Origin of the sequence: Pseudomonas sp. MPB26 (assembly GCF_046605355.1) — a bacterium.
Classification (GTDB): Bacteria; Pseudomonadota; Gammaproteobacteria; order Pseudomonadales; family Pseudomonadaceae; genus Aquipseudomonas; species Aquipseudomonas cedrina.
The window spans coordinates 1,050,110-1,073,949 of sequence record NZ_CP176793.1; the positions used below are offsets into that span (position 1 = coordinate 1,050,110).

The 23,840-nt window shown below is 62.5% G+C and carries 16 protein-coding genes and 1 pseudogene; 8 read left to right on the top strand and 9 right to left on the bottom strand.

What is annotated here, in order from left to right:
- Positions 1-275: 275 nt before the first annotated feature.
- The 6 genes from ACLH0H_RS04930 (at position 276) to ACLH0H_RS04955 (ending at position 8,057) form a co-directional block, all read left to right on the top strand.
- Positions 276-1,028: an ABC transporter permease gene (locus ACLH0H_RS04930; RefSeq protein ID WP_370879572.1), complete on the top strand. Its 753-nt coding sequence runs from the start codon at positions 276-278 to the stop codon at positions 1,026-1,028.
- Positions 1,029-1,047: 19 nt separating this feature from the next.
- Positions 1,048-1,944, top strand: coding sequence for a glycine betaine ABC transporter substrate-binding protein (locus tag ACLH0H_RS04935; protein ID WP_411381196.1), 897 nt, complete (start codon positions 1,048-1,050; stop codon positions 1,942-1,944).
- 11 nt (positions 1,945-1,955) lie between these two features.
- Positions 1,956-2,609 carry an ABC transporter permease gene (locus tag ACLH0H_RS04940; protein WP_038443408.1) on the top strand — a complete coding sequence of 218 codons (654 nt, stop codon included), beginning with the start codon at positions 1,956-1,958 and terminating at the stop codon, positions 2,607-2,609.
- The gene (locus ACLH0H_RS04945) at positions 2,606-3,763 is read left to right on the top strand and encodes a betaine/proline/choline family ABC transporter ATP-binding protein (RefSeq protein ID WP_181080583.1); all 1,158 of its coding nucleotides are present in this window, start codon (positions 2,606-2,608) and stop codon (positions 3,761-3,763) included. The genes ACLH0H_RS04940 and ACLH0H_RS04945 overlap by 4 nt, the downstream gene beginning before the upstream one ends.
- 477 nt (positions 3,764-4,240) lie before the next feature.
- Positions 4,241-5,404, top strand: a complete 1,164-nt coding sequence (locus ACLH0H_RS04950) for a type III PLP-dependent enzyme (protein WP_014716890.1) — start codon at positions 4,241-4,243, stop codon at positions 5,402-5,404.
- A gap of 127 nt (positions 5,405-5,531) precedes the next feature.
- Complete coding sequence (locus tag ACLH0H_RS04955) at positions 5,532-8,057, top strand: PepSY domain-containing protein (protein WP_411381197.1); 2,526 nt, start codon at positions 5,532-5,534, stop codon at positions 8,055-8,057.
- Positions 8,058-8,191: 134 nt separating this feature from the next.
- Here ACLH0H_RS04955 and ACLH0H_RS04960 read toward each other — a convergent pair whose 3' ends face one another.
- The 4 genes from ACLH0H_RS04960 to ptsP all read right to left on the bottom strand — a co-directional run bounded on the left by ACLH0H_RS04960 (position 8,192) and on the right by ptsP (position 15,314).
- Positions 8,192-9,733 carry an alkaline phosphatase D family protein gene (locus ACLH0H_RS04960; protein ID WP_411381198.1) on the bottom strand — a complete coding sequence of 514 codons (1,542 nt, stop codon included), beginning with the start codon at positions 9,731-9,733 and terminating at the stop codon, positions 8,192-8,194.
- A gap of 83 nt (positions 9,734-9,816) precedes the next feature.
- Positions 9,817-11,523: a PTS fructose-like transporter subunit IIB gene (locus ACLH0H_RS04965; RefSeq protein ID WP_411381199.1), complete on the bottom strand. Its 1,707-nt coding sequence runs from the start codon at positions 11,521-11,523 to the stop codon at positions 9,817-9,819.
- Positions 11,524-11,534: 11 nt separating this feature from the next.
- On the bottom strand, positions 11,535-12,455 hold the full coding sequence (pfkB, locus tag ACLH0H_RS04970) for a 1-phosphofructokinase (protein ID WP_411381200.1): 921 nt from the start codon (positions 12,453-12,455) through the stop codon (positions 11,535-11,537).
- Positions 12,456-15,314 (bottom strand): phosphoenolpyruvate--protein phosphotransferase, encoded by a 2,859-nt coding sequence (gene ptsP, locus ACLH0H_RS04975; protein ID WP_411381201.1) that lies wholly within the window; start codon positions 15,312-15,314, stop codon positions 12,456-12,458.
- A 293-nt stretch (positions 15,315-15,607) separates the two neighbouring features.
- Here ptsP and cra point away from each other — a divergent pair, with 293 nt between their 5' ends.
- Entirely contained in the window at positions 15,608-16,603 is a 996-nt protein-coding gene (cra, locus tag ACLH0H_RS04980) for a catabolite repressor/activator (RefSeq protein ID WP_411381202.1), read from the top strand.
- A 2-nt stretch (positions 16,604-16,605) separates the two neighbouring features.
- Entirely contained in the window at positions 16,606-17,382 is a 777-nt protein-coding gene (locus ACLH0H_RS04985) for a TatD family hydrolase (RefSeq protein WP_411381203.1), read from the top strand.
- Positions 17,383-17,408: 26 nt separating this feature from the next.
- On the opposite strand, the gene ACLH0H_RS04990 is transcribed toward ACLH0H_RS04985, so the two are convergent.
- The 5 genes and pseudogenes from ACLH0H_RS04990 to ACLH0H_RS05010 form a co-directional block, all read right to left on the bottom strand.
- Positions 17,409-18,122 (bottom strand): methyl-accepting chemotaxis protein, encoded by a 714-nt coding sequence (locus tag ACLH0H_RS04990; RefSeq protein WP_411382368.1) that lies wholly within the window; start codon positions 18,120-18,122, stop codon positions 17,409-17,411.
- Positions 18,123-18,266: 144 nt separating this feature from the next.
- Positions 18,267-19,406: pseudogene (locus tag ACLH0H_RS04995) on the bottom strand (HAMP domain-containing protein); the annotation flags it as partial.
- Between the two features lie 830 nt (positions 19,407-20,236).
- Positions 20,237-21,073 (bottom strand): regulatory signaling modulator protein AmpE, encoded by an 837-nt coding sequence (ampE, locus tag ACLH0H_RS05000; protein WP_411381204.1) that lies wholly within the window; start codon positions 21,071-21,073, stop codon positions 20,237-20,239.
- A complete protein-coding gene (ampD, locus tag ACLH0H_RS05005) occupies positions 21,070-21,633 on the bottom strand; it encodes a 1,6-anhydro-N-acetylmuramyl-L-alanine amidase AmpD (RefSeq protein WP_411381205.1) in 564 nt (187 codons plus the stop codon). Before ampD ends, ampE begins: the two co-directional genes overlap by 4 nt.
- A 61-nt stretch (positions 21,634-21,694) precedes the next feature.
- On the bottom strand, positions 21,695-23,827 hold the full coding sequence (locus tag ACLH0H_RS05010; protein ID WP_411381206.1) for a DUF1631 domain-containing protein: 2,133 nt from the start codon (positions 23,825-23,827) through the stop codon (positions 21,695-21,697).
- Between the last annotated feature and the right edge of the window lie 13 nt (positions 23,828-23,840).

Below are 23,840 nucleotides of genomic sequence, written 5' to 3' on the forward strand. Positions count from 1 at the left end.
GTCAAAAAAGGGCGGCGAGTATAGCGCAAACCGGGCGTGCCGGACCACCGTTCACCCGTTTGGGGGTGGCTAAATGCGGCCAAGTGTGGAACCTTTTAAAAGGTGGAGACGTCCATTCCCCTGCCAACGCACTCGTACCAGGGGCTGAAAAATCAGCAAGTTAGCCTGACGGGGCAGCGCTTATGGCTCGAACTCATGCCGCTTTTGACGGCATTGGCGAGCTGCATTTCGCGACCATATTCCGCTGACAGCCAGCCATGGCATGCCACGCGGGAATGTGTTCGTCGACAGAAGAAAAAAGGAGTCCGCCTGTGGCTATTCGCTATGGCAAAGGGCTTATGGGAGGCGCGGTTGTCGTCGCGCTCCTGGCCCTGCTGGTCCACTGGATCGGCATCAATACGATCGAACTGTACCGCGACGATTTAGTGTTTTACCTGCAAGCTCATCTGATCCTGGTTCTTGTCTCCATGCTGGCGGCCCTCGTTGTGGGTATCCCCGCCGGTATCCTGCTCAGCCGGCCGAACATGGTCGGGCGCGCAGAACGCTTCATGCAGATCTTCAACATCGGCAACACCATTCCTCCCCTGGCCGTACTGGCCATTGCCCTCGGTGTCCTCGGCATCGGCAGCGGCCCGGCGATCTTCGCGCTGTTCCTCGCTTCACTCCTGCCCATCGTGCGTAACACCTACGAAGGCCTGAAAAACGTCCAGGGCTCCCTGAAAGAAGCCGCCACCGGCATCGGCATGACGCCGCGCCAAGTGCTGCTGCGCGTGGAATTGCCCAACGCCGTGCCGATCATCATCGGTGGCGTGCGCGTGGCCCTGGCGATCAACGTCGGTACCGCACCGCTGGCGTTCCTGATTGGCGCCAACAGCCTGGGTAGCCTGATCTTCCCCGGCATCGCCCTGAACAATCAGCCGCAATTGCTGCTCGGCGCCGCGTGCACCGCGCTGCTCGCCTTGTTGCTTGACGGCCTGGTGACCCTGGCCAGCCGCCTCTGGCTGGAACGCGGGTTGCGTGCGTCTTAAGGCCTGCAAAGGAATTCACATGAAAAAGCTAAGCTTGATATTAGGCTGCGTCCTGCTGTTTGCAGGCATCGCGCAGGCCGCTGATAAACCGGTGATCCGCATCGGCGCGCGGGTGTTCACTGAACAGACCCTGCTCGCCGAGATCACGTCCCAGTACCTGCGCACCAAGGGCTATGACGCCCAGATAACCGGCGGCCTGGGCAGCAACCTGGCACGCAGCGCCCAGGAAAGCGGGCAATTGGACCTGCTGTGGGAATACACCGGGGTTTCTCTGGTGGCCTACAACCATATCGACGAGAAACTCGACAGCGAACAGTCCTACGCACGGGTTAAAGAAGTCGACGCGAAAAAAGGCCTGGTCTGGCTCTCGCCGTCGCGCTTCAGCAACACCTACGCCCTGGCCTTGCCCGATAACGTGGCCAAGGAGTTCCCGCACATCAACAGCATCAGCGACCTGACCCAAGCCCTGGCGGAAAAAACCAAGGGCACGCGCCTGGTCGCCCTGGACACCGAGTTCGCCAACCGTTCCGACGGCATGGGCGGCATGGTCAAGCTATACGACATGAATCTGACCCGCAAAAACACCCGGCAGATGGACGCGGGGCTGGTCTACACCGCGCTGCGTAACGGCCAGGTGTTTGCCGGCCTGGTCTACACCACCGACGGTCGCCTGAACGCCTTCAAACTGAAGCTGCTGGAAGACGACAAGCACTATTTCCCGGACTACACCGCAGCGCCGGTGATCCGCCAGGCGTATCTCGACCAGCATCCGCAACTGGCGGCCGAACTCAAGCCGCTGGCCGATCTGTTCGACGACAACACCATGCGCGAGCTGAATGCGCGGGTCGACGTTAACCACGAAAGCCCGTCCGCTGTTGCCGCCGATTTCCTGCGCCAGCATCCGATCAATCAATAAGAGGAAGAGACATGGAATTTCTGAACGCCTTTTCCCATCTTGATTGGGCCCAAGTCCTGCACCTGACCTGGCAGCACATTACGCTGGTCGGCATTGCGGTCATCTTGGCAATCGTCGCAGGCGTGCCCCTGGGCGTGTTGATGACCCGCTTCCCGACCCTGGCCGGCCCGCTGCAAGCCAGCGCCACGGTGTTGCTGACCGTACCTTCCATCGCCCTGTTCGGCCTGCTGCTGCCGTTCTACTCCAAGTTCGGCCAGGGCCTGGGGCCGATGCCGGCGATCACCGCCGTGTTTCTCTACTCCCTGTTGCCGATCATGCGTAACACCTACCTGGCCCTGACCGGCGTGGAACCGGGTATTCGCGAAGCCGCCAAAGGCATCGGCATGACCTTCGGCCAGCGCCTGCGCATGGTCGAGCTGCCGATCGCGGTGCCGGTGATCCTCGCCGGTGTGCGCACCGCCGTGGTGATGAACATTGGTGTGATGACCATCGCCGCCACCATCGGCGCCGGTGGCCTGGGTGTACTTATTCTGGCTTCCATCAGCCGCAGCGACATGTCGATGCTGATCGTCGGCGCCGTGCTGGTCAGTCTCCTGGCCATCTTCGCCGACCTGCTCTTGCAATGGCTGCAACGCTCGCTGACTCCAAAAGGATTGCTCAAATGATCGAACTTCAAAACCTGACCAAGACGTTTCAAAGCAACGGCAAGACTGTGTCCGCCGTCAACGACGTAAGCCTGACCGTCAACGAAGGCGAAATTTGCGTATTCCTGGGGCCTTCGGGCTGCGGCAAGAGCACCACGCTGAAAATGATCAACCGCCTGATCAAGCCGACCTCGGGCAAGATCCTGATCAACGGCGAAGACACCACCGACCTCGACGAAGTGACCCTGCGTCGCAACATCGGCTACGTGATCCAGCAGATCGGCCTGTTCCCCAACATGACCATCGAGGAAAACATCGTGGTCGTGCCCAAGCTGCTGGGCTGGGACAAACAGAAATGCCACGACCGCGCCCGCGAGTTGATGAGCATGATCAAGCTGGAACCCAAGCAGTACCTGCACCGCTATCCGCGTGAGTTGTCCGGCGGCCAGCAACAGCGCATCGGCGTGATCCGTGCGCTGGCGGCGGATGCGCCGTTGCTGTTGATGGACGAACCCTTCGGCGCCGTTGACCCGATCAACCGCGAGATGATCCAGAACGAGTTCTTCGAAATGCAGCGCGCGCTGAACAAGACCGTGATCATGGTCAGCCACGACATCGACGAAGCCATCAAGCTGGGTGACAAGATCGCGATCTTCCGCGCCGGCAAGCTGCTGCAGATCGATCATCCGGACACCCTGCTGGCGCACCCGGCCGATGAATTCGTCAGCAACTTCGTAGGCCAGGACAGCACGCTCAAGCGCTTGCTGCTGGTGAAGGCCGAAGACGCGGCGGACAACGCGCCGTCGGTGAGCCCGGAAACCCCGGTGGCCGAAGCGCTGGAACTGATGGACGAACTGGACCGTCGCTACGTGGTGGTCACCTGCGCCGAGAACAAGGCGCTGGGTTATGTAAGACGTCGCGACCTGCACCGTCAGACCGGTACTTGCGGCCAGTACCTGCGCGAGTTCAACGCCACGGCGGCGTATGACGAACACTTGCGCATCCTGCTGTCGCGCATGTACGAGTTCAACCGTTCGTGGTTGCCGGTGATGGATGCGGAGCGGGTGTTCCTCGGGGAAGTAACCCAGGAGTCGATTGCCGAGTACCTGAGCTCAGGTAAGTCCCGTGGGGGCAAGACCAGCATCGTGTCGCCGGCCGAAACCGCCCTGGCCTGATCTGACACAACTCAGTCCAAAATGTGGGAGCGGGCTTGCTCGCGAACGCGGTCTATCAGTCACCTGTGTATTGACTGACACACCGCATTCGCGAGCAAGCCCGCTCCCACATTTGGATCTGCGGTGTGGCAGGGAAATACCTTCAATTCCCCATCTGCGGGGAACATCATTCCGTCACACCTGTCGGTTACATAAGTAGCTGCACACGGTCGCGCGACGAACGCGTGCAAAAACGCGACATTTTTAGTTGATCCCACGCCCATCAAGCCCTAAAGTTCGCGCCGAACGTCCATGCTGGAAACGATCCATCCGGCTCAAGTACTGACGACGAGACAGCAAGGCCAAGGGAAGCAGTCATTCCCATGGCCTTTTTGCTTTCGGCGACATGCCTTGGGAAGTAGGCGAACCAAAGTGGGGATACGGAGGACGTTCATTTGCACCCATTGACCAAATTTGTTTGCCCTAGGAGTTCCCAGCATGTCGATTAACGTCGAAGATTATTTCGCGCGCGCCACCTTTGACAAAATGAAGGCGTTCGCCGACAAGCAAGAAACCCCATTCGTGGTGATCGATACCGCGATGATCAGCCAGGCCTACGATGACCTGCGCGCCGGTTTCGAATTCGCCAAAGTCTATTACGCGGTCAAGGCCAACCCGGCCGTCGAGATCATCGACCTGCTCAAGGACAAAGGCTCGAGCTTCGACATTGCTTCGATCTACGAGCTGGACAAGGTCATGGACCGTGGCGTCAGCGCCGACCGTATCAGCTACGGCAACACCATCAAGAAGTCCAAGGACATCCGCTACTTCTACGAGAAGGGCGTGCGCCTGTTCTCCACCGACTCCGAAGCCGACCTGCGCAACATCGCCAAGGCCGCGCCGGGCTCGAAAGTGTATGTGCGTATCCTCACCGAAGGCTCGACCACGGCTGACTGGCCGCTGTCGCGCAAATTCGGCTGCCAGACCGACATGGCCATGGACCTGCTGATCCTGGCCCGTGATCTGGGACTGGTGCCGTACGGCATTTCGTTCCACGTTGGTTCGCAACAGCGCGACATCAGCGTGTGGGACGCGGCGATCGCCAAGGTCAAAGTGATCTTCGAACGCCTGAAGGAAGAAGACGGCATTCACCTCAAGCTGATCAACATGGGCGGCGGCTTCCCGGCCAACTACATCACCCGCACCAACAGCCTGGAAACCTACGCCGAGGAAATCATCCGTTTCCTCAAGGAAGACTTCGGCGACGACCTGCCGGAAATCATCCTGGAGCCGGGCCGTTCGTTGATCGCCAACGCCGGTATTCTGGTCAGCGAAGTGGTGCTGGTGGCGCGCAAGTCGCGTACCGCCGTTGAGCGCTGGGTGTACACAGACGTGGGCAAGTTCTCCGGCCTGATCGAAACCATGGACGAAGCCATCAAGTTCCCGATCTGGACCGAGAAGAAAGGCGAGATGGAAGAAGTGGTCATCGCCGGTCCTACCTGCGACAGCGCCGACATCATGTACGAAAACTACAAGTACGGCCTGCCGCTGAACCTGGCGATCGGTGACCGCTTGTACTGGCTGTCGACCGGCGCGTACACCACCAGCTACAGCGCGGTTGAGTTCAATGGCTTTCCGCCATTGAAATCGTTTTACGTATAAACGCAGCGGCAAGCAAAAGCCCACGACCTGTCGTGGGCTTTTTTGTGCTTAAAAGGAATGTTTCTCGACAAGGCACGGCATAATGCGCGCCCTGTCCTACATATTCAGATAGACGAGGCCGTCAGACGTGTTGAAGAAAACCCTGTTCCAGTTGCACTGGTTCTTCGGCATTACCGCCGGGCTGGTGCTGGCCTTGATGGGGATCACCGGGGCTGCGGTCTCGTTTCAGGATGAAATACTGCGAGCGCTGAACCCGAGCGTGCTGAGCGTGGAGAAACGTGAAGCCGGGGTACTGCCGCCCGCCGAACTGGTGCGCAAGCTGGAGGCCAGCGCAGGCCAGACCGTCTCACGGCTCTGGGTGGAAAGCGAAAGCGGCAACGCCGCGCGGGTGCTCTTCACCTCACCGGCGGGTGAGCCGCGCGCCCAGTTGCGCTACTTCGACCCCTACACCGGGAACTTCGTGGGCGACGTCGTCGGCCAGGACGTGTTCGAGTTTATCCTGCAGTTTCATCGTTTCCTGGTCATGGGCGAAACCGGCCGGCAGATCACCGGCGCGTGCACGCTGATCCTGGTGTTCTTCTGTCTGTCCGGCTTGTACCTGCGCTGGCCACGCCAAGTGGCGAGTTGGCGAGCCTGGTTGGCCGTGGACTGGCGTAAGAAGGGCCGCAGCTTCAACTGGGACCTGCACTCGGTGTTCGGCACCTGGTGCCTGCTGGCCTACCTGCTGTCGGCACTGACCGGCCTGACCTGGTCCTACGATTGGTACAGCCAGGGCCTGATCCGATTGCTCTCCGACGCGCCACAGAACGAACGGGGGCGCAAGCGCGGCCCGACGCCAGAGGGCGCGGCGCAAGTGGCCAACTACGACGCGATCTGGAGCAGCATCTACAGCAACGCCGGCCCAGGCTTGAGCGCCTATAACATCCGCATGCCAGCCGTCGCCGGGCAACCGGCCACCGTCTACTACCTGCTGAAAGATTCGCCCCATGATCGCGCCGTGAACCAGATCAACCTGGATCCGGCCACCGGCGAGGTCACTGCCCACGACAGGTATGCCAGCAAGTCACTCGGTTCCCGGCTGCTGACCAGCGTGTACGCGCTGCACACTGGCAGTTACTTTGGCCTCGCGGGGCGGATCATCCTCACGCTCAGCTCGGTGCTGATGCCCTTGTTCTTTATCACCGGCTGGTTGCTGTACCTGGACCGCCGGCGCAAAAAGCGCCAGGTGCGTGATGCGCGCAAAGGCCTCGCGCCCCACACCAGCGATGCGCCAGCCTGGCTGATCGGTTTTGCCAGCCAGAGCGGTTTTGCCGAGCAATTGGCCTGGCAGACCGCCGGCCAATTGCAGGCGGCCGGGTTGCCGGTGAAGGTGCAGCCTTTGGGCAGCGTCAGCCAGGACGACCTGCGCCAGTCGGAAAATGCGCTGTTTGTGGTCAGCACCTTCGGCGACGGCGAAGCCCCGGACAACGCCCGTGGTTTCGAGCGCAGCGTGCTCGGACAGGACCTGTCGCTCAAGGGCCTGAACTACTCGGTGCTGGCCCTGGGCGATCGCCAGTACGAACACTTTTGCGGCTTTGCCCGACGCCTGAGTTTCTGGCTGACCAACCAGGGTGGCAACCCATTGTTCGCCCCCGTGGAAGTAGACAGCGGCGACACCACGGCGCTGCTGCACTGGCAACAGCAGCTCGGGCAACTGACCGGCCACGCACCCGCAGCGGCCTGGCCGATTGCACAGTATGAAAACTGGACACTGAGCCAACGCCGCCTGCTCAATCCCGGCAGCAGCGGCTCGCCAGTCTATCTGCTCGGCCTCAGCTCGCCATCGCCACACAATTGGCAAGCCGGCGACCTGGTGGAAGTGCTGCCACGCAATTGCTCCCGGGCCATCGAGCACTTCATCGAGGGCCTGGGCCTGGCCGGCAGCGAGGGCGTATTGATCGACGGCTTGCCGCAGACGCTCAACCAGGCCCTGGCCACGCGCCAACTGCCGGACAACCGCGCCCATCTGGTGGGCCTGCACGCTCAGGCCCTGGCAAACGCACTGGTGCCCCTGGGCATGCGCGAATACTCCATCGCCTCAATTGCAAGCGAAGGTGCGCTGGAGCTGATCGTACGCCAGGAACGCCACCCCGACGGCCGCCTGGGTGTGGCCAGCGGCTGGCTCACCGAGCACGCCGCCGTGGGTTCGAGCGTCAGCCTGCGCCTGCGCCGCAACAGTGGTTTCCACCTGCCGGACGCCCCGGTGCCGCTGATCCTGGTGGGCAACGGCACCGGCCTGGCCGGCCTGCGCAGTTTGCTCAAGGCACGCATTGCCGACGGCCAGCAGCGCAACTGGCTGCTGTTTGGCGAACGCAATATCGCCCATGACTTCCTGTGCCAGGACGAGCTGCAAGGCTGGTTGGCCAGCGGTGATCTGGCGTTGCTGGACCTGGCGTTTTCCCGCGATCAGGCGGAGAAAATCTACGTGCAGGACCGCCTGCGCGAATCAGCCGAGGTGTTGCGCAAGTGGCTCAACGAAGGCGCGGCGATTTACGTGTGCGGGAGTTTGCAGGGGATGGCGGCCGGGGTGGATCAGGCGCTGGTGGATATAGTGGGGAGCGAGGCCGTGGAGCGGTTGATCGAACAAGGTCGCTATCGCCGGGATGTGTATTGATACTTTTGTTAGCGCTGAAGACCCCATGTGGGAGCGGGCTTGCTCGCGAATGCGGCGTGTCAGTCACTTGTGATGTAACTGACCCATCGCATTCGCGAGCAAGCCCGCTCCCACAGTTTTGATCGCATTCCAAATCAGGTGGGTTGCAGTTTTTGCTCGAACACTGAGACGCCATCCAAGTCGCGCAAAATCACGGTCAACTCCGCCGTCTGCCCATCGATCTGCACCTCGCCAAAAAACTGGAACCCGGCAAACGGCGAGGTGTTCTGCGCCGGCGGCGCTTTTTCGAACACCACGTGCGGCCCGAAGGTCTTGTCCAGTGGATTGGGCCCAAAACTCCCCGCGTTCAGCGGTCCGGCAACAAACTCCCAGAACGGCTCGAAATCCTGGAAGGCCGCGCGGTCCGGATGGTAATGATGGGCCGCGCAGTAATGCACATCCGCCGTCAGCCACACATGGTTGCGTATCTGTTGTGCTCTTAGGAAACCCAGCAATTCGGCAATTTCCACCTCGCGGCCTTGCGGCGCACCCGGATCGTTGTTGGCAATCGCCTCCCAGCGCGGTACGCCGGGGCTTACTTCGCCGTCGGGCACGCCAAGGCCGATGGGCATGTCGGCGGCGATGACTTTCCACTGCGCCTGGGACGCCTTGAGTTCACGCTTGAGCCAGTCCAGTTGCTCGCGACCGAGGAAGGCTTTTTCAGCGCCCAGGTTGTCATCGTTGGGCCCGCGATAGCTGCGCATGTCGAGCACGAACACATCCAGCAACGGACCGTAAGCGAGCTTGCGATAAATCCGCCCGCCGCCGTCGGCGGCCTGTCGGCGCATCGGTGAATATTCCAGCCAGGCTTGGCGGGCGCGGCCCACCAAGGTGTTGATGTCCTTGACCTGGTAGCGCTCATCGAGCTGCTTGCTCGGCGACCAGTTGTTCACCACTTCATGGTCGTCCCACTGCCAGATCTGCGGCACTTCGGCGTTGAAGCGGCGCACGTTTTCGTCCATCAGGTTATAGCGATAGTTGCCGCGATAGTCGTCGAGGGTCTGCGCAACTTTGCTCTTGGCTTCGGTGGTGATATTGCGCCAGATGCGCCCGCCTTCGGTGGCCAGTTGCGCCGGCACCGGGCCGTCGGCGTAGATGGTGTCGCCGCTGTGGATAAAAAAGTCCGGCAGGCGCAGGCGCATGGCTTCGTAGATGCGCATGCCGCCGATGTCCGGGTTGATGCCGAAGCCTTGGCCGACCGTGTCGCCGCTCCACACAAAACGGATGTCGCGGCGCTGTTGCGGCACGCTGCGCAAATGGCCGAACCAGGGTTCGCTGGGGACGCCGGTCTGGGCATCTTCAAAGTGCACGCGGTAGAAAATCGCCTGGTCGGTGGGCAGCCCGGTGAGTTCGACGCGGGCGGTAAAGTCGGTGCGGTTGTCAGCCAGGGGCGAGACGAATCGGCGGGGGTTGCTGAACACGCTGCGGGTGTCCCACTCCACCACCATGCGCGCCGGGCGGTCGCTGCGGCTCCAGATCATGGCGCGGTCGCCGAGCAGGTCACCGGACTGCACGCCGTCGGTGAGTTGCGGCCGGTCCTTGACCGAGGCGATCACCGCCGGGGCCAGGCCCGGCAGTAACAGACCGGCGCCGACGGCTTGCATCACGCGACGACGGCCAAGATCGAAGTGGCTCATGCGGGTGCCCTCTTGAGGATCAAAAGGGAGACTTAAGCATGTGCGCATGAATCAGAGATGACACTAGCCAGCTCCCACATTTTTTACGCTGGTGTGACCGCCAGCTCCACCGTCTCCGGCCGCTTGATCAGCGCATACACCAGCCCGGTCAGCAGGCTACCGGCGACAATCGCCAGCAGATACAGCAGCGCGTGGTTCATCGCATTCGGAATCACCAGTACAAACAAGCCGCCATGGGGCGCCGCCAGTTTGCAGCCGAAGTACATCGACAGGGCACCGGTCAAGGCGCCGCCGGCAATGCTGGCCGGAATCACGCGCAGCGGGTCCTTGGCGGCAAACGGAATCGCGCCCTCTGAGATAAAGCACATGCCGAGGATCATCGCCGCCTTGCCCGCCTCACGCTCAGTCTGGGCGAACTTGCGTCGCGCCAGGAACGTGGCGATGCCCATGCCAATCGGCGGCACCATGCCGGCCGCCATGGTCGCCGCCATCGGCGCGCCACTGGACGCCGCCAGCAACCCGACGGAAAACGCATACGCCGCCTTGTTGATCGGCCCGCCCAGGTCGACACACATCATGCCGCCCAACAGAACACCCAGCAGCACTGCGTTGGTGGTGCCCATGGTGGCAAGGAAGTCGGTGAGGCCGGTCAGCATGCGCGCCACAGGCGGGCCCACCAGATAGATCATCGCCAGGCCCGTGAACAGGCTCGCCAGCAACGGAATGATCAGGATCGGCTTGAGCGCCTCCAGGCTCTGGGGCAACTTCACCGCGCGCGTGATCAGCTTGACGCAGTAGCCGGCGAGGAAACCGGCGAAGATCCCGCCAATAAACCCCGCGCCCAAGGTGCCGGCCAGCAAGCCGCCGATCATGCCGGGCGCAATGCCGGGACGGTCGGCAATCGAGTAGGCGATGTAACCCGCCAGCAATGGCACCATCAACATGAATGCACGGTCACCCACGGTTTTCAGCGCCGCCGCCAGGGTGCCTTCCTGTTCAAACGCGTGAATGCCGAACACGAACGACAGGGCAATCAACAACCCGCCCGCCACCACCATCGGCAACATGAACGACACGCCCGTAAGCAAATGCTTGTACACGCCGGTCTTTTCTTTTTTGGCCACCGCACCGCCGGCTGCGCTCTCCACCGCACCTTCGGCGAGGGCCTTGTTGAGCGTGGCTTCGGATTGCTTGAGGGCAATGCCGGTGCCACAACGGTAGATTTTCTTGCCGGCAAAGCGCTCGGTGGCGACTTCGATATCGGCCGCCAGCAATACCACGTCGGCGTCGGCGATGGCTTGCGGGCTCAAGGGCGTACGTGCGCCCACCGAGCCCTGGGTCTCGACCTGCAAGTCGTAGCCCAAGCGCTTGGCCGTCTGCTGCAAGGCTTCGGCGGCCATGAACGTGTGGGCCACCCCGGTAGGACATGCGGTAATCGCAACGATGCGCGGCGCCTGTTTGGCCGCCCCCTGCGGTGCGACATACACCTGCGCCTCTTCGGCGCCGCGACGCAACACTGCGTCAACATCCGCCAACGCCTGGGCCGGAGTAGTCTGGAACACGCGCTTGCCGACAAACCGCGGCATATCCACCGGCGTGCTGCTGACCAGCAGCACCCATTCTGCGTCGTCGAGGGTGGCCTGGGACAGCTGGCGTTCCGGGCGCTGCACATCCACCACTTCAACACTGGTGTGCAGGCCCATGCGCTGTGCGGCGGCGTCCAGCAAGCGGGCGCACAGCACACTGGTGACCATGCCGTTCGGGCAGGCGGTAACAATGGCTAACTTCATCACAAACCCTCTTATTGTTCTGTCAGCGTGCGTATTTGGACGCCGCTTGCGAGGCGCGCCAATTGCGCGTCATCGCTGATACCAAAGCCGATCTGCGTCACCGCCATCGCGGCAATCGCCGTGGCGCGGCGCAGGGTGTGCTCGGGTTTATCGCCACTGAGCAAACCGTGCAGCATCCCGGCCAGCAGCGAGTCGCCGGCGCCTACGGTACTGGCCACCTCCACCTTGGGCGGAGTGGCATGCAGCGTTGCACCCGAGCTGTACCAGGTCACGCCCGCGGCACCGTCGGAAACCACCACATGTTCCACGCCCTGTTGATGCAGTTGATTGATTGCATCGGAGGGATTACCAAGGACTTCGGCCAGCTCTTCGGTGTTGGGCTTGACCAGCCACGGGCCGGCCTGCAGACCAGCGCGCAACGCTTCGCCGCTGGTGTCCAGGGCGACTTTCAAGCCGAGGTCTTTCAACTGTTGCAGCATTGCTTGAAACCACTGCGGGCTGACGCCGCGCGGCAAGCTGCCGGCGACCACCACCGCGTCGAACCCGGGCCCGATGCTCGCGATCATCTTGAGCAAGTCCTTTTGTGCCTGCTCACTCACCAGCGGCCCCGGCGCATTGATATCGGTGACCCGGCCATCCTGTTCGGCAATCTTGATATTGCTGCGGGTTTCGCCGGGCACGCGGATGAACGCGTCGTCAAAGCCGCGACGGGCGATCAGCGCATCAAACGCCTCGGGGTTCGCCGCACCGAGAAAACCGCCGACGCTCAGGTGATGGCCGAGGTCCGCCAAGACCTGCGCCACGTTCACACCCTTGCCGGCGGCATGAGTCAGCAGGGTTTCGCTGCGATTGACTGCACCCGGCTCCAGGCGCGGCAGGCGCACGGTCAGGTCCAACGCCGGGTTCAGCGTCAGGGTCAAGATATGTGCCATTTACACGGCCTCCACTAGGGCACGCACTTCGGCGGGCGAGCCTACCGCGAGTGCTTTTTGCGCCAGGCCCTGGGCCTCGCTCAGACTGAATTCGCGCACGCGCGCCTTCACTTCGGGAATACTGCGGGCCGACACGCTCAACTCATCCACGCCCAGGCCGATCAGCACCGGCACCGCCAGCGGGTCCGCCGCCAGCTCGCCGCACACACCGACCCATTTGCCATGGGCGTGGGCGGCGCGCACGGTGATGTCGATCAGTTGCAGGACCGCCGGGTGCAAGCCATCCGCTTGGGCGGACAAGGTCGGGTGACCACGGTCGATGGCCAGGGTGTACTGGGTCAGGTCGTTGGTGCCGACGCTGAAGAAGTCGACCTCCTGGGCCAGCACCGGCGCCAGCAACGCGGCCGACGGCACCTCGATCATGATGCCCAGTTGCAAGTCCGCCACCGGGATTTCCAGGCGCAGGCGCTCGGTCATGTCGCGGGCCGCACGCCATTCATCGACGCTGCCGACCATGGGGAACATGATGCGCAGCGGGCGGTTGTCCGCCGAACGCAGCAGCGCGCGCAATTGCGCTTCCATGATCTGCGGGCGCTGCAAGGTCAGACGTATGCCGCGCACGCCGAGGAAGGGGTTTTCCTCCTCGGCAATCGGCCAGTAAGGCAGCGGTTTGTCACCGCCCACATCGAGGGTGCGCACCACCAGCGGGCGACCGCCAAGGCCGTCAAGGACGCGGCGGTACTCGGCTTCCTGGGTGGCTTCGTCCGGCGCTTGCGGGTGAGCCATGAAAATCAGTTCGGTGCGCAGCAAGCCGATGCCTTCGGCCCCCTGCTCCACCGCGCCGGCGACACCGGCGCTTTCACCGATGTTGGCGAACACTTCCACGGCGTGGCCGTCACGGGTCAGCGCCGGTTCATGGCGCTGCTTGGCGGCGGCCTGCAGGCGTTGTTCGCGGGTATCGCGCTCGACCGTGGCGCGTTGCAGGGTGGCGGCGTCGGGGTCCACATGCAGGCGGCCGCGCTGGCCGTCGAGCAACAGCGGCGTGCCCGAGGCCAGCAGCAAAACCGCCGGGCCGGCGCCGACCAGGGCCGGGATGCCAAGGGCACGGGCGACGATGGCACTGTGGGCGGTAGCGCCACCACGGGCGGTGAGGATGCCGGCGACGCGCGCGGGATCAAGCCGCGCAACGTCGGACGGGCCGACTTCGTCCATCACCAGGATGTAAGGCTCGCCGGGTTCCGGGGCGGTTTCAACACCGCACAGTTGCGCCAGTACGCGGCGGCCGATATCCCGCAAGTCGGCGGCGCGCTCGGCGAGCAAGGCGTCCTGCAGCGACTCCTGTTGCTTGGCGGCCGCTTCGATCACGCTCATCCACGCCGCTTGCGCGCTCTCGCCCTGCTTGAGGCGGGTCTCGACTTCATCGGTGAGTTCCGGGTCGTCGAGCATTTCCTGGTGGGTGATGAAAATCTCGCGGATGGCCTTGGCGGGGTTGCGTTCGATCAGGCCCTGGATATCCCGGCGCACCTCGGCCAGGGCGCTTTGCAGGCGCTGGCGTTCAATCGCCGAGGACTCGCCACGCAGCGGGTATTCGAAGACTTGCTGAACCTGAATGTGCGCAGGGCCGATGGCAATGCCCGGCGCTGCGGCGATGGCCTGGACCTGGCTGCCGGCCTGCGGCGCGCTGAGCAGCGGCTCGATATCGAGCACTTGCGGCTGTTCGCTCAGGGTCGGCAGCGGCTCGACGTCTTCACCGAGGCCTTCTTGCACCGCGGCCAGCAACGCGGGCAGTGCGTCATCGGCAATCGTCGGCTCGGCGACAAATTCCAGCGCCTGGCCACGCCGTGCGCCGAGGCTCAGTAGCTTGCTCAGGCTTTTGACCGACACCGCGCCCACTGGGCCATCGACGATGCGCACGCGGATATCGCCTTCAAAGCTTTTCGCCAATTGCGCCAGGATCTTCGCCGGGCGCGCATGCAGGCCGTGGGCGTTGGCCAGGGTGATGCGCGCGCTGGGCCAATCCGGCGGCAGTTCGCCGCCCAGCACTTCGAGCACCGCGCGGCTGCTGGTGGCGCGGCCGAGTTCCTGGCCGCGACCCTCAATCAGCAAGGCGCACAGGCGTTCCAGCAGCGTCTGGTGGGCCTCACCGAGGCTAGCCAGGCAGAACAGGCCATTGAGCGGCTGGCCGAGGTAGCGCATGGGCTTGTCCGGGGTGACGAACGCCAGGCCCGGACGTTTGACCGTTTGCTCGCTGTGCAACCACCACAGGCCATCGCCCAGGGGCAGCGCGTCGACCTGCTGCAACACGGCGGCGAAACCATTGCTTACACAATCGGCCTGGCGCAACAGCCGTGCGCCGCGCCATACCAACTCTTCGAAGTCATCGGCGGACACGCCCAGGCTGATCATCTGCGCATCCAGCGCCAGTTCCTGCGGCGCGCCCTGCAGCAATTTCAGCAGCGCTTCGGCCGTTCCGGCACGGCGCAGTGCCTGGCCCAGGTCGGTTTCGCCAAGGGCACGGGTGAGCAGTTGCAGCAGGCGCAGGTGTTCGTCGGATTTGGCGGCAATGCCGATGGCCAAGTACACGATCTGGCCGTCGCCCCAGTCCACCCCTTCGGGGAACTGCAGCAGGCGTACGCCGGTAGAGAATACCTGGTCGCGGGTTTCCGGGGTGCCGTGGGGGATGGCAATACCCTGGCCGAGAAAGGTCGAGCCTTGGGCTTCACGGGCTTGCAAACCGCTCAGGTAACCCTCGGCGACCAGGCCGTCGGCCACCAGTTTTTCAGCGAGCAGGTGCAAGGCAGCGGATTTATCCACAGCCACCTGGCCCATGGAAATCTGCTCTACAGTGAGCTCAAGCATGCCGTTCTCCTAGTTAGTGCGGTCGTGCACTAGGTATTGTTTTAAACAAACAGTGTAATGGGTGTTCAAAAATAACTGACCGAGCAGTCGATGGGCAGTAGCCACTCAGTCGCGAACGTCGTAAAAATACGCTGGCTGAAACGTTTAATCTAGATTTTATGGAAGACTACGCGTTAATTGCGCATCCTTGAAGGACCACTCGGCGATTGAGCCAGGACATAAGTCGCGTACAGGAATCGGTTACGATTGGACAAAATGTCGGGGCGAGCTCCAGAAAACAAGGAAATCCCGGTTTGAAACTCAGTGATATCGCACGCCTGGCCGGTGTGTCCGTGACCACCGCCAGCTACGTCATCAATGGCAAGGCCGAACAGCAACGCATCAGCAATGCCACCGTCGAACGGGTGCGCGCTGTCGTCCAAGCCCATGGCTTTACCCCCAATCCCCAGGCCGCCGGGCTGCGCAGTCGGCATACGCGCACCTTGGGGTTTATCCTGCCCGACCTGGAAAACCCCAGTTACGCACGCATCGCCAAGCTCCTGGAGCAAGGCGCACGGGCGCGCGGCTATCAGTTACTGATCGCCAGCTCGGATGACGACGCCGGCAGCGAGCGCCAATTGCTGCAACTGTTCCGCGCGCGGCGCTGCGATGCGTTGTTTGTGGCCAGTTGCCTGCCGGCCAGCGATGACAGTTACCGCGAACTGCAAGCCAAGGGTTTGCCGGTGATCGCGATCGACCGGGAGATGGCGTCGGATCAGTTTTGCTCGGTGGTCAGCGACGACCGCCAAGCGTGTCAGCAATTGACCAGCAGCCTGCTGCAACCGGTGCCCAAGCAGATCGTGCTGATCGGCGCACGGCCCGAGCTGAGCATCAGCCAGGCGCGTGCCGCCGGTTTCCGTGAAGCCCTCCAGGGTTTCACCGGCGAGGTGATCGTCGAACACGGCGAAGCCTTCAGCCGGGACTGCGGCCGGCAATTGATGGAGCAGCTTCTGCATCAATTGGGGCATTTGCCTGACGCGCTGGTCACCACCTCCTACGTGCTGTTGCAGGGCGTGTTCGATGCGCTGCATGACTTCCCGCTCAAGTCGCGCCCGCTGCGCCTGGGCACCTTTGGTGATACCCAGTTGCTGGATTTCCTGCCGCTGCCGGTCAACGCCATGGCCCAGCAACATCAGTTGATCGCCGATACCGCTCTGCGCCTGGCCTTGGCCGCTATTGAAGAAGAACACTACCAACCCGGCGTACACGCCATCGGCCGCACATTCAAACAGCGTATTCACGAGGCCTGAGCGTGGAGCTGATCGACACCCATACCCACCTGGACTTTGCGGATTTCGATAGCGACCGCCGCGAAGTCCTCGCCCACAGCCGTGCGTTGGGCGTGCGGCGCATGGTGGTGTTGGGGGTGTATCAGCGGAACTGGCAACGGTTGTGGGATCTGGTGCAAACGGACGCGGGATTGTTCGCCGCCTTTGGCCTGCACCCGGTGTACCTCGATGAGCATCGCCCCGCTGACCTGAGTGAACTGGGCGATTGGCTGACTCGCCTGCACGGCCATCGGCAACTGTGTGCGGTCGGTGAAATTGGCCTGGATTACTTTGTCGAGCAACCGGACCGCGAACGCCAGCAAAGCCTGTTTGAAGCCCAGCTCAAGCTGGCGCTGGATTTCCAACTGCCTGCGTTGCTGCATGTGCGGCGCAGCCACGCGGCGGTGATCGCGACCCTCAAGCGCATTCGCCTGCCCCGCGGCGGCATCATCCATGCGTTTGCCGGCAGCCGCGAAGAAGCCCGCGAATACATCAAGCTCGGCTTCAAACTGGGCCTGGGCGGCGCCGCCACCTGGCCCCAGGCGCTGCGCATGCACAAGGTGCTGGCGCATCTGCCGCTGGACGCGGTGGTGCTGGAAACCGACTCACCCGACATGGCGCCCGCCATGTACCCGGGCCAACGCAACAGCCCCGAGCATCTGCCGGCTATCTGCGCGGCGCTGGCCGAACGCATGGGCATCAGCCCGCCAGCGCTGGCAGAGGCGAGTACACGCAACGCCTGCGAGCTGTTCGGCTGGTAAAGCCTGCCTGAGTGCCGACACCTGCGCTACACGCGAAACGCACCGATCAATTGCTTCAACTCGATCACTTGCGCAGACAGTTGCCGGCTCGCCGCTTCGGTCTGCTGCGCGCCTTGCGCCGCATGCTCACCGGCGCGATTGATCGCGACGATATTCTGGTCGATGTCATGGGCGACAGCGGTTTGCTGTTCCACCGCGGCAGCGATCTGTTGGTTCTGATCGACGATCATTCCTACGGCACCGAGGATATTTTCCAGGGCCTGCTGCACCTTTTCCGACTGCCCAACCGTGCCGTTCGCCATTTCATGGCTGCTGCCCATGGCCTTCACCGCCGCTGCCACGCCGCTGTGCAAGCGGCTGATTATCTGCTCGATTTCCTCTGTGGAGTCCTGGGTGCGCCGGGCCAGGGTCCGCACCTCATCGGCGACCACCGCAAAACCACGGCCCTGCTCACCCGCCCGCGCCGCCTCGATGGCGGCATTGAGTGCCAGCAGGTTGGTTTGCTCGGCAATGCTCTTGATCACCTCCAACACACTGCTGATGGACTGGCTGTCCGTGGCCAATTGGTTGATCACCCCCGCCGATTGATCAATCTCCGAAGCCAGCCGTGCGATGCTGACTTGCTGGGACTGCACCAGCCCACGACCGCCGACGGTTTCGTCGTTGACGCTACGGGCACTGCTGACCGCCGCCGCCGCGCTGCGTGCGACTTCCTGGGCAGTGGCCGACATCTGGTTCATGGCCGTGGCGACTTGCTCGATCTGGAAACGCTGCCCGGATACCGCCTGATTGCTCTGGGCCGAGACCGTTTCCACCTCGCCGGCCTGGCGCTCCACCTGGCTGACGGTGTGGCCGACACGTTCGATCAGGTCATGGATCTTCGCCACGGTACCGTTGAACACCTGGCCCAGGTCGCCCAACTCATCGCGACTGTCGGCCACGAAGGTGACCGTCATGTCGCCGGCCGCCACCTTGTCCATCATGGCGCCCAAGCGGCGCAGCGTGGTGCGGGTGGAGGCGTAGAAGCCTGCGTATAAATAAAAGATCAGCAAGAACACCGCCGTCAGCGCGCAGACCAGTACCAGCATGTGCGTGCGATTCTGCGCCAGGCGTTGCTCCAATTGCTGCGCGAGAAATGCGAGGGTGGCGTCATCCAGCCCGTAGGTCTTGGCCATCAACTGGCTGACGCTGTCGTAGAACCCCTGCCACGGCGCATCCAGGGTTTGCGCCATCACCACCTGATCTTCAAACAGCACACTGCCTTGCTTCAGGCTGGCGTTGCTGGCCGTGGCCAGGCTCTCCAGGGCAGTGAGCGCGGCGTTGCTGGAGCCCAAGGCATCCTGCAACTTCAAGCCATATTCAGCCTGGAGTTTTTCCAATTGCTGCAATAGCTCATCAAAGCGCGTGCTGGCTGACGAATTGAGAAACCCCTGGCCAAGGGAATAGGCGCCCATAGCCCGACCTTCACCCAGGGTTTGGGTGACCTGAGGGGTGACGCTGGTGATCAGTTCGGTAAGCTGCCGCAGATCGCCCTGGGGGTCGCGGCTCAAGCCGGATTGGCTGGCGATGATCTGGCTGAGCATCTGCGCCTTGTTGAGCAACTTGCCGATCAGCGCACTTTTGCTCAGTAGCGAGGTTTCCTGTTGCTGGGCCTTGAAGGCCGCGATCAACTCATCGCGCTTGCCCTCAAACGCAGCAATGTGCTCGGGGTCGCTGGCCATGGCGCTGAGGCTTTGCAGGCGGCTGAGCACACTGTTTTCCAATGCGTTTATCTGCGCCTCAAGGTCGCCGGCCTTGCCGGACTGGCCGAGGGTGGCGTTGATTTGTACCTGGTTGTTGAGGGTTTCCAGGTCGCGACGCAGGGCCAGGCTGCTGCCGAGCAGGTCGAGGCTTTGCAATTCCACACGAGTGCCCTGGAATTCACGCCAGGAATCGCGCACCAGGTAATAGTTGGTCGCCAGCATCGGCAGCAGGAACAGCACACTGACCAAGCTGAACTTCATGCCGAAACTCAGGCGATTCATCAACGCGACGGCGGGATAGAGCAAGCGCTTCACAGGTGAACTCCCTTTTCTTTTATTTTTATTGAGGCACAGGGCGGCAGTTAGCCAGCATCTGTATAGCTCACTTTGAGGGGGAGTTTTGTAATTTAAGGTTAATGGGTGGGGGAACTCTGCAGATCTGCTTTTTTGTGGGAGCTGTCGAGCTTTAGCGAGGCTGCGAAAGCGGTGGGTCAGGCGAAAAAAATGCCAGCAGTGCCGCCGCCTTCGCAGCCTCGCTGGGGCTCGACAGCTCCCACATTTTGAACCGAGTTCGACATGAATACCGGTCGGCTCCAAGGCCGCCGCGCTTTGTTTTTGATCTTGATCTGAGGCGCCCCGTCAACCACGCTGGCCGCAATTCGATATTGATTTGGGGGGTAAACCGGCAGGACGCCGGTTTAGCCGCCCCGCGCCATGGATGGCGCGTGGCGGCGGCCCCCCAAATCAATGTCGGATTACGGGCATGCCGAGCCTAGGCGAGGCACCGAGTGGTGGGGCGAAGCGTTTTTGGTTACTTTTTGCGCTCTCCAAAAAGTGACCCGCCGTAAGGGCGGAACCCTAAGCCGCCGTTACCGCAGCAACGGATATGTACTCCGTCAAACCCAAAAAACGGTCGGCCCGAAGGCCGCCAAGCAAGCTCCTCGCCACACACCGTTGAAAATTGTGTAGATACCTATGCTGCGATGGCATCAACAGGGTATGCCTGATCTACCAAGGCGCCTGCATCGCAGCGGTGCGGCGATCCGACAAGCCAGCTCCCACAGCTTGACCGGGGCGTCGCGCTTTTGCTTTTAATCTCGGGGCCCGTCTGGCTAGGGCAAAACCGTCCAGATAGCAAACCCTGCATACCACAGCACCGCCGCGCGCAGCAGCAATTCCCACAGCCTGTCCAGGCTGTTGACGCCATCGGGGCCCAGCGCCGGAGGCGGAATTTCAGCGGCAGCCAAGCCGACTTTTTCTACCAGTTGGGCGGCGCTGATGTCCCAGTTCAGCAATTCGTGCAGCATCACACGGCCGACCGCGACGAAGTTGCCGACCAGGGCAAAACTGGCCGCCAGCAGGCGTACCGGCACCCAGTCAAATGCGTGGCGCAGTTGCGTGGCGCGCTCGGCCACCAGCGGGTTCTTGCTGTGCTCACTGGCCAGGGCAAGCAGGCGATAGGCCAGGGCCGCTACCGGCCCCAGCAGGAAGTACCAGAAAATCACCGCGAAAAAGCTCTGGTAGGCCTGCCACAACAGGTGGCCCTGGACACGTTCAAGCAATTGCTCGCCGTCGTCGGCGTTAAGGCTCAGGTCACGTTCGGCCACATGCTCGGCGGCCTGCAGGTCGCCACGGCGCCAGGCATCGCGGAAGGGACCGAGGCCGGCGAGCAGATCACCGCGGCCCAGGCTGTAGATCACCACCAGCAGGTGCACCGGCAACGCCAACAGCCCATAGGCCACCGGCTCCAGCACCAGCAACAACAAGGCCAGCAACGCCACCGGCAGCAACACCAGCAACGCCAGAATCAGCCAGGGCCGCTTGCCCATGCGCGGTCTCGATTCCAGCTTGGCCAGTTCGCGCAACCAACCGCCGTCACGCTGCAACCGCTGGCGCAAGGCCGAGAACTTCTCGATCCATACGGCCAGCACCAACACCAGGAAACTCATCGTGCGTGTCCTCCATCCTGCAAGGCGCTGCGAAAGCGCGTCCAATCAAAAGCCGGGCCGGGATCGGTCTTGCGTCCCGGGGCGATGTCGCTGTGACCGCAAATGCGCTGGGCAGTGATGCCTGGGTAAGCCGCCAGCAACTGGCGGGTCAGGTCGATCAGCGCCGCATATTGGGCGTCGGTGAACGGTTGATCATCAGTGCCTTCCAGTTCCACCCCCAGGGAGAAGTCATTGCAGGTTTCCCGACCCTCGAACTGGGAAACCCCGGCATGCCAGGCGCGGTCGAGACAGGAAACAAACTGCGTCACCGCACCATCACGCTCAATCAGAAAATGCGCAGACACCTGTAGGTCGGCGATTCCTTCAAAGTAGGGATGTTCCGTGACATCCAAGCGGTTCTGGAAAAACTCCTGCACTTTGCCGGTGGCGAACTGCGCCGGCGGCAGGCTGATGTTATGCACCACCAACAGTGAGATTTCGCCTGCGGGGCGCTCGTTAAAGTTGGGTGAAGGGCAATGACGGATGCCCTGGCACCAACCGCTGATGGGGTCCAACTGCATACCGGTTCCTTGAACGAGACAACATGTGACCAGTATGCCGCGTTCGGCCCCCTGGTTGCGATCACTTGCCGCGATTGAGTTGACGCAGCTTGCCCACCACAGCGGCCAGTGCGCGCTCGAACAAGGGGCCGCCCTCCAAGGTCCGCAGTGCGCCATGCTTGAATGCCAACGCCAGTTGACCAGCGCTCTTTTCCAGCGCTTTGAGTCCCGTGCGATTGGTAAAAATGTAAGCATTGGCCGGCGCCATGATCGCCGTCAGCTTGCACCGCAGTGCGCAGGCATTGTCTTCCTCGAAGACCACCCAGCTACCCTCCTTGAGCTGGTGAACCTTGTGGAGGTCGGGGTCACTGTCCGACAGGGTGATCGGATCGGCTGTCGTCGCGCCCGGCACAAACGGCTCAGTGACTTCGATCAACTCATCGCCGCCTTCAGGCGCCTGGATATGCAGGGCCTGCAGGCGCAAAAAGAATTCGCGGGTGCTGAAAGAGTCGAACGCGGCACTGGTCAAACCGTCGCGCAGGGCCTTGAGCAAGCCTGGCAGTTGCTCCGCCAGATGGCGCCCGGCTTCGGTGTCTTGCTGCAGGCTGACGCTCCAGATCAACTCGTCCATGGTGCGCAACCCCGCTTGCCATTGCACCGACTGCTCGCCGTGCTTGAGGCTGGCCAGCAACAGCACCTGGCTCCAGGCCTGTTGCAGGAACTGCACGACCGGGCGCGGCAGGACCTTGCCCAGCAGCCGTTTATTCAGTACGTCGGCCACGCGCTGATGGGCAGCTTCGGTGCGCACGCGCCCTGCTTCGGCATCGCGGGTGTGTTGTTCGAGCAGGTCGCTGCGCCGCCGCTCATCGGCGGTAAACGCGCTGAACTCGCAAAGCAGCTGGGAAAATATTACCGGGTCTTCGCCGAACTCATTGAGCAGGCGCTGCACCACTTGCTCGATGCGCAGGTACAGGGGGTCACGCTCGCTGCAGCCGATGGCCGCGGCCGCGATTTCATTGAGCAGGCGCCGCGCCGGGTGGCTGGCGCGACTGAAGAAACGCTTGTCGAGCAGCGCCACTTTCAGCATCGGGATCTGCAGGCGCGCGATCAAAGCCTTGAAGGCATCGGGCAGCGCACGGTCGTTCAGGATGTATTCGAACAGCAACGCGATCAGGTTGATCACGTCTTCATCCGCCTCTTCCACCACCCGCGATTTGCCACTCTTGACGCTGACGCGGGTGAGCAGTTGCTCAAGCTGGTTACGCAGGTCGAAATCGTCCTCGACCTCAGGCTCCGGTACGTACTGCTGCAGGTGGGAAAGCAGGCGCAACAGGTCGCGGGTAGAAATGGGCGAGGGATCGGCGCTGGCCTCCAGCGTCGGCGCAACGCTACCGCGTACCGCCGTGAGTAACGTCTGGAGCGCGGCAAAGGCTTCCTGATCATTTGCGCCCACGGGCTGATCGGCGGCGGGCAAGCTTTCCTGGCGCGGGTAATCACGGGCCGCCCGCGCCTCAAGGCGACGCGACGGCACGGCCTTGAGTTCAGGCAACACGCCCGTTGCGAGCAGCAATTGATTGGCTTCGCCGTAGAGCTGGTCGGCGTCACTGAGCACGTATTTTTCAAAGAGTTTGAGCATGATCAGTTTGACGCGAATTTCCACGCCCAGGCTGCGCCCCGCGTGCAGGAAAAATTCACACAGCAGCGCTGGTCCCAGCGGGTTCTCGCGGTCATCCAGGCGGTTGCCCAGCAAAGCGCTCAACCGTGCAGTGAGTTGCCCCAGGGCCAGGCCGTCACGGTGGCGCACCCGGCCCAACATGGCCTCCAGCGCCACGGTTTTTTCCAGGTCATCCTTGGATGCCCCTGATGCCGCCTCATAGGAAACCACCGGCACCAGTGGCGCCTCACCCCGCCCCGCCTGGCCCAGGCGGGCGAAAGCTTCAAACAGGCGCGCCATGAACACGCGCTCGAAGTTCTTGCGCTTGAGGCGCAGGTCGCGCATGGCCTCAAAGAAAATATGCTGGTCGAGATTGTTGCGCGACTTATCGGCCATTTCGAACAAGGTGTCGTCGGCGTTATCGAACAGGTCCTGCAGCCCTTGCTGCAACTGTTGCGCCGCCTTGTCGCGGACCTGCAGCAACACCACCGGCAGTCGGGCGAGCGGCGATGGCGTAGCGTGTGCCTTGTTGATCGGCACCACCTTTCCGTCATTGTGCATCCTGGCCTCCTGA

Coding starts and splice junctions, on each gene's coding strand:
- ACLH0H_RS04945 (WP_181080583.1), top strand. CDS start 2,606: ATGATCGAACTTCAAAACCTGACCAAGACGTTTCAAAGCAACGGCAAG.
- ampE (WP_411381204.1), bottom strand. CDS start 21,073: ATGAGTTTCCTGGTGTTGGTGCTGGCCGTATGGATCGAGAAGTTCTCG.
- ACLH0H_RS04935 (WP_411381196.1), top strand. CDS start 1,048: ATGAAAAAGCTAAGCTTGATATTAGGCTGCGTCCTGCTGTTTGCAGGC.
- ptsP (WP_411381201.1), bottom strand. CDS start 15,314: ATGCTTGAGCTCACTGTAGAGCAGATTTCCATGGGCCAGGTGGCTGTG.
- ACLH0H_RS04990 (WP_411382368.1), bottom strand. CDS start 18,122: ATGAACCAGATGTCGGCCACTGCCCAGGAAGTCGCACGCAGCGCGGCG.
- ACLH0H_RS04940 (WP_038443408.1), top strand. CDS start 1,956: ATGGAATTTCTGAACGCCTTTTCCCATCTTGATTGGGCCCAAGTCCTG.
- ACLH0H_RS05010 (WP_411381206.1), bottom strand. CDS start 23,827: ATGCACAATGACGGAAAGGTGGTGCCGATCAACAAGGCACACGCTACG.
- pfkB (WP_411381200.1), bottom strand. CDS start 12,455: ATGGCACATATCTTGACCCTGACGCTGAACCCGGCGTTGGACCTGACC.
- ampD (WP_411381205.1), bottom strand. CDS start 21,633: ATGCAGTTGGACCCCATCAGCGGTTGGTGCCAGGGCATCCGTCATTGC.
- ACLH0H_RS04960 (WP_411381198.1), bottom strand. CDS start 9,733: ATGAGCCACTTCGATCTTGGCCGTCGTCGCGTGATGCAAGCCGTCGGC.
- ACLH0H_RS04930 (WP_370879572.1), top strand. CDS start 276: ATGTGTTCGTCGACAGAAGAAAAAAGGAGTCCGCCTGTGGCTATTCGC.
- ACLH0H_RS04950 (WP_014716890.1), top strand. CDS start 4,241: ATGTCGATTAACGTCGAAGATTATTTCGCGCGCGCCACCTTTGACAAA.
- ACLH0H_RS04965 (WP_411381199.1), bottom strand. CDS start 11,523: ATGAAGTTAGCCATTGTTACCGCCTGCCCGAACGGCATGGTCACCAGT.